This is a genomic window from Cryobacterium sp. 10I5, from assembly GCF_035019865.1.
GTDB lineage: Bacteria > Actinomycetota > Actinomycetes > Actinomycetales > Microbacteriaceae > Cryobacterium > Cryobacterium breve_A.
Window position 1 is genome coordinate 1 of sequence record NZ_JASJVI010000148.1, and the last position, 4,909, is coordinate 4,909.

Consider the following 4,909-nt stretch of genomic DNA (forward strand, 5'->3'; position numbering starts at 1 on the left):
GCTGCGGGGCGGGCGGTGACGCGGGTGCCGGGGTGACCGCCGTGCTGCGCGGAGTGGCTGCCGAGGGCCCAGACCTCCCGGACGGCCCAGGCGAGCAGGACGAACTCGAGCACGTTACGCGTCGAGAGGGCGAGCACCATCAGCGGATTGGCGACGAGCAGCCAGTCGTAGAGGTAGGGGTAGACGAGTTGGGTGAGCGCGGCGATGACCGTGACGAGGACGGTCGGGGTGCGCCAGCCCCGCCCCCACAGCAGGATGCCGAGGATGGTCGGCGCGGCGAGCCAGATCACGAACTGCGGCGAGCCGACCTTGTTGACCGCCATCAGCGTCACGACGAGCGCGAGGACGAGGGGCGGAAACAGCCGTTCGAAGCTCGCGCCCGCCCGCGTCGCCCGTACCCCGATCAGCAGCACCGCGGCGATGCAGAGCGCGAGCATCGGCGTCATGAGCGCGACGGCGATGAAAGATCCTGGGCCGACGACCTGGAAGGTGAGGATGTCGTGGTCGTAATAGATGTAGCTGCCCGGGATCCGCAGGGCGGCCTGCACCATCCAGATCGCGCCGACGGGAGACTCGATCTGGATTCCCCGGTTGGTCTGCTCGGAGATGAAGCTGAACACCCGGAGGCCGCTGCCGAGGCTGAGTGCTGCGACCACGATGACGGCGCTCGTGCCTAGGAAGGCGTAGCCGGCGCGCATCCGCTGTTTCAAGGCGATGACCAGGGCCGCGATGACGGCGATCGGCCAGATCTTCACCCAGGTCGCGACCGTGAGGATCACGGTGCCCCAGACCGGCCGGGACCGCAGCCACAGCACGGCGAGGATGACGAGCGGGGCCGTGATCGAGTCGATCCTGGCGAGCGCGACCGGACCGAGCAGCAGGAGGAACCCCAGCCACCAGGCCGCGGCAACGAGCGCACGGGACCCGCGGCGACGCCCGGTCAGGGCAGCGAAGGCAACAGCGTTGAGCAGGGTGACGATTCCCAGCCACGTCGCCGTGTACGACGCGGTGCCGAAGGCGAGAGCTGCGACGATCGGCACGACGGCGAGCACAGGGTAGACGAACGGCGCGGTGATGCCGACGAGGGCCGCGCCGCTCGCCGCGTCGGTCGCCCAGCCGAGGTAGACGACGTCCACGTCGCCGAGCGGCCAGCCGACCGCCACGAAGCAGATGTACACGAGCCAGGCGTGCACGACGACGAATCCGAACCACAGCAGGACACGCGGGCTCAGCCCTGCCGTGAACCGCACCGGCGGTTTCGGGGCGAGGGAATCGGGCACGTTCCACTTTCCCACATCACGGTGTACTTAACGAGACCGTCACATTCGCCGGGTGCATGCCGACGACCGAGGGAAGATGCGTCATGATGGCCAGAGACAGTCATCCCAAGGAGTGGTCAATGCTGAATCGTCGCAGGTCCCGTCACGTTTTGGTGCTTGCCGTCTCCCTTGCGGGTGCGCTGCTCCTGAGCGCCTGCTCTGCCGGGAGCCCGGCGCCGGGCGCGGGCTCCCGTGCGACGGCGGCCCCGTCGCTCAGCTCGCCGGACCCGAGCATGTATCTCACGCCGGGCAAGCTCACGATCGGAACTGGGGAACCCGCGTACTTCCCCTGGGCGATCGACGACTCACCGGCATCCGGCAAGGGTTTCGAGGCCGCCGTCGCCTACGCCGTCGCCGGCAAGCTCGGCTTCGCGAAGCAGGATGTGACCTGGGTGCGGACCACCTTCGACGAGGCGATCGCTCCGGGGCCGAAGGGCTTCGACTTCAACCTGCAGCAGTTCTCGATCACGGCGGAACGCGCCCAGCAGGTCGACTTCTCCTCGCCGTACTACGAGACCACCCAGGCGGTGATCACCGTCGGCACCTCCCCGGCCGCCTCCGTGACCTCGCTCGCCGGGCTCAAGGGCCTCCTGGTCGGGGCCGCGACCGGCACGACGAGCTTCACGGAAGCGGAGAAGCTGATCGCACCGAACCAGGGTGTCCAGGCGTTCAACACGAACGACGACGCAAAGCTCGCGCTGCAGAACGGAACCGTCGACGCGATCGTCGTCGACCTCCCGACCGCGTTCTACCTCACGGGGGTCGAACTCGACGGCGGCACGATCATCGGTCAGCTGCCCGATGCCGCGGCGGGGTCCGCCAGTCCGACCCCCACCCCCGGCGCAACGCCGGGCGCCCAGGCGGGTACCGACGCCTTCGGCCTTGTCCTGGCCAAGGACAGCCCCCTGACCGCCGCGGTGAGCGCCGCCGTCGACGCCCTCCGCGCCGATGGCACCCTCGCGAACCTCGCAGACACCTGGCTCGCCGGCAACGCGGACGCGCCCGTCCTGAAGTGACACCGGCCGAAGCTCCAGGGGCCGACACGGGTACCGACTCCGGCACGGGTCGGCCGGCCCGGCAACCGAGCGCGGTCGAAGTCGGCCGCAGGGCGTACCGTCGCGCACAGACCACCCGGTCGGTGCTGCTGAGCGCGGTGAGCACCCTCGCGTTCGCGATCGTGATCTGGGTCTTCGTGGTCAACACACCGGGCTGGACCCGGGTACAGCAGTCCTTCTTCGACCCCACGGTCGCGGTGAAGGCCTGGCCGCGGGTGTTCGACGGGCTGCTGCTCAACATCCGCGTGCTGCTCGTGGCGGCCGTCGGCGTGCTGATCGTGAGTCTGCTGCTCGCGACGATGCGCACCCTGCGCGGCGCGGTCTTCTTCCCGCTGCGCGCCCTCGCCGCCGGGTACACCGACCTGTTCCGCGGTATGCCGCTCATCATCGTGCTCTACCTCGTGGGGTTCGGGCTGCCCGGCCTCGGGGTGTTCCCGAAGCTGCCCTCGTACGTCTGGGGCACGATCGCGCTCGTGCTGACCTACTCGGCCTATGTCGCCGAGGTGTGGCGGGCGGGGATCGAGGCCGTGCACCCCTCGCAGGTGCTCGCCGGAAGGTCGCTCGGCCTCAGCCACGGTCGTACCCTGCGCACGATCGTGCTGCCGCAGGCGCTCCGCAAGGTGACGCCGGCGCTGATGAACGACTTCGTCGCGATGCAGAAGGACGTCGGCCTGATCAGCGTGCTCGGCGCCGTCGACGCGGTCAGGGCCGCCCAGATCGAGACGGCCGCGAGCTTCAACTTCACGCCGTACGTGCTCGCCGGGCTGCTCTTCGTGCTGCTCGCCCTGCCGATGATCCGGCTCACGGACTGGCTGTCGGCCAGGATGCGCCGCCGCGAACAGGTCGGAGGGGTCGTATGAGCGGGGCAACGGATGCCGTCGTGCCGGTCCTCCGGGTCGACGACGTCTACAAGAGCTTCGGTTCGGTTCCCGTGCTCCGCGGCATCGACCTCGTCGTGCACCAGCACGAGGTCGTCGCCCTGATCGGGGCGAGCGGCTCGGGGAAGTCGACCCTGCTCCGGGTGATCAACCTGCTCGAGCGCGTCGACGACGGCCAGGTCTGGCTCACCGGCAGGGACATCAGCGACCCGCGCGCGAACGGGGACGCCGTGCGCGCCCGGATCGGTGTGGTGTTCCAGCAGTTCAACCTGTTCCCTCACCTGAGCGTGCTCGACAACGTCACCCTCGCGAGCCGGATCGTGCACCGGGTGCCGCGCCGCACGGCCGAGGTGCGCGGCCTCGAACTGCTCGACCAGATTGGCCTGTCCGGGAAGGCGCGCGACTTCCCCGACCGGCTGTCCGGCGGCCAGCAGCAGCGTGCCGCGATCGTGCGCGCCATCATGACAGACCCCGAACTGCTCCTGCTCGACGAGGTGACGAGCGCGCTCGACCCCGAGCTCGTCGGCGAGGTTCTCGACCTCGTGCGGCAGCTCAAGCAGTCGGGAACGACGATCGTGATGGCGACCCACGAGATGGGCTTCGCGCGGGACGTCGCCGACCGGGTCGCGTTCATCGACGCCGGCCGGGTGCTCGAGTTCGGGCCGCCGGAGCAGGTCTTCGGCGCCCCGCGCGAGCCGCGCACCCGCGCCTTCCTGGCACGCATCCCCCCGCGCTGATTCGGTCCGCGGGAGCGGGGTCAGGGGCGGAGGAGGGCCGCGATCGTCGCGGGGACGGCCTCGGCGACGTCGAGGGCCACGAGCGGGCCGCCGGCGGACGCCCGGGTCGCCGCGAGACCGTGCACGAGCGCGGCGGTCGCCGCGAGGGCGGCGCACGCCTCGGCATCCGCCTCGAGCGCCGCAGCGTGGGTTGCGAACAGGGCGCCGAGGATACCCCCGAGCACGTCCCCTGCGCCCGCCGTCGCAAGCCACGGTGGGGCCCCGGTCACCGTCAGCCGGGTGCCGCCGGGCGAGGCGACGTACGTCACAGCCCCCTTGAGCAACACGGACACGCCGAGCACGCCCGCGGCGCGCACGGCCCACTCCCCCGGGTCCGCAGCGATGTCCGCGGGAGTCGCGTCGCCCCGCCGTCCAAAGGCCGCGCCGGACAGCAGCCCGGCGAGCTCCCGGTAGTGCGGGGTGATCACGGTCGGGCCGGTCTTCCGGTCCACCAGGTCGAGGGCGCCCGCGTCGCACACGACGGGAACCCCCTCGGCGAACGCGGCCTCGAGCGCTTCGAGCGTCGCGTCAGAGCGCTGGGCGGCATCCATCCCCGAGCCGAGCAGCCAGGCCTGCACTCGTCCAGGCGCGGTGACGACCTCGGGTCGGCGCTGCAGCACGAGGTCCGTGGCCCGGCGGGGGCCGAGGTAGCGCACCATCCCGAGGCCCGTGCGCATGGCCGCCTCGACCCCGAGCACGGCGGCGCCCGGGTAGGCGCGTGAGCCCGCGCGCACGCCGAGCACGCCCCTGCTGTACTTGTCGGCGGATGCCGCGGGCACGGCGATCCACTCTCGCGCCTGTGCTCCGGTCCAGGCCTGCCATCCCGCGAAACCACTCATGACCCCACGATAGATTGGTTTGCGTGCCCCTGACTCAGCCCG

5 protein-coding genes are annotated in these 4,909 nt (G+C 71.0%); 3 read left to right on the forward strand and 2 right to left on the reverse strand.

All coding sequences use genetic code 11. The features are described 5' to 3' along the window. A partial coding sequence (locus QN350_RS18995) for a glycosyltransferase 87 family protein (RefSeq protein ID WP_323517113.1) occupies positions 1-1,280 on the reverse strand: 1,280 nt, incomplete at its 3' end. 119 nt (positions 1,281-1,399) lie between these two features. Here QN350_RS18995 and QN350_RS19000 point away from each other — a divergent pair. The 3 genes from QN350_RS19000 to QN350_RS19010 are packed head-to-tail and all read left to right on the forward strand — an operon-like array spanning position 1,400 to position 3,989. Next, on the forward strand, positions 1,400-2,335 hold the full coding sequence (locus tag QN350_RS19000) for a transporter substrate-binding domain-containing protein (RefSeq protein ID WP_323517114.1): 936 nt from the start codon (positions 1,400-1,402) through the stop codon (positions 2,333-2,335). Further along, positions 2,332-3,234 (forward strand): amino acid ABC transporter permease, encoded by a 903-nt coding sequence (locus tag QN350_RS19005; RefSeq protein ID WP_323517116.1) that lies wholly within the window; start codon positions 2,332-2,334, stop codon positions 3,232-3,234. The genes QN350_RS19000 and QN350_RS19005 overlap by 4 nt, the downstream gene beginning before the upstream one ends. After that, positions 3,231-3,989: an amino acid ABC transporter ATP-binding protein gene (locus QN350_RS19010; protein ID WP_323517118.1), complete on the forward strand. Its 759-nt coding sequence runs from the start codon at positions 3,231-3,233 to the stop codon at positions 3,987-3,989. The genes QN350_RS19005 and QN350_RS19010 overlap by 4 nt, the downstream gene beginning before the upstream one ends. Positions 3,990-4,009: 20 nt before the next feature. Here the strand turns inward: QN350_RS19010 and QN350_RS19015 are convergent, their stop codons facing one another. After that, positions 4,010-4,867, reverse strand: a complete 858-nt coding sequence (locus tag QN350_RS19015; protein ID WP_323517121.1) for an ADP/ATP-dependent (S)-NAD(P)H-hydrate dehydratase — start codon at positions 4,865-4,867, stop codon at positions 4,010-4,012. Positions 4,868-4,909 lie beyond the last annotated feature (42 nt).

Excerpts from the sequence above, each read along its gene's own strand:
- QN350_RS19010 (WP_323517118.1), top strand. The coding sequence starts at position 3,231 with ATGAGCGGGGCAACGGATGCCGTCGTGCCGGTCCTCCGGGTCGACGAC.
- QN350_RS19000 (WP_323517114.1), top strand. The coding sequence starts at position 1,400 with ATGCTGAATCGTCGCAGGTCCCGTCACGTTTTGGTGCTTGCCGTCTCC.
- QN350_RS19015 (WP_323517121.1), bottom strand. The coding sequence starts at position 4,867 with ATGAGTGGTTTCGCGGGATGGCAGGCCTGGACCGGAGCACAGGCGCGA.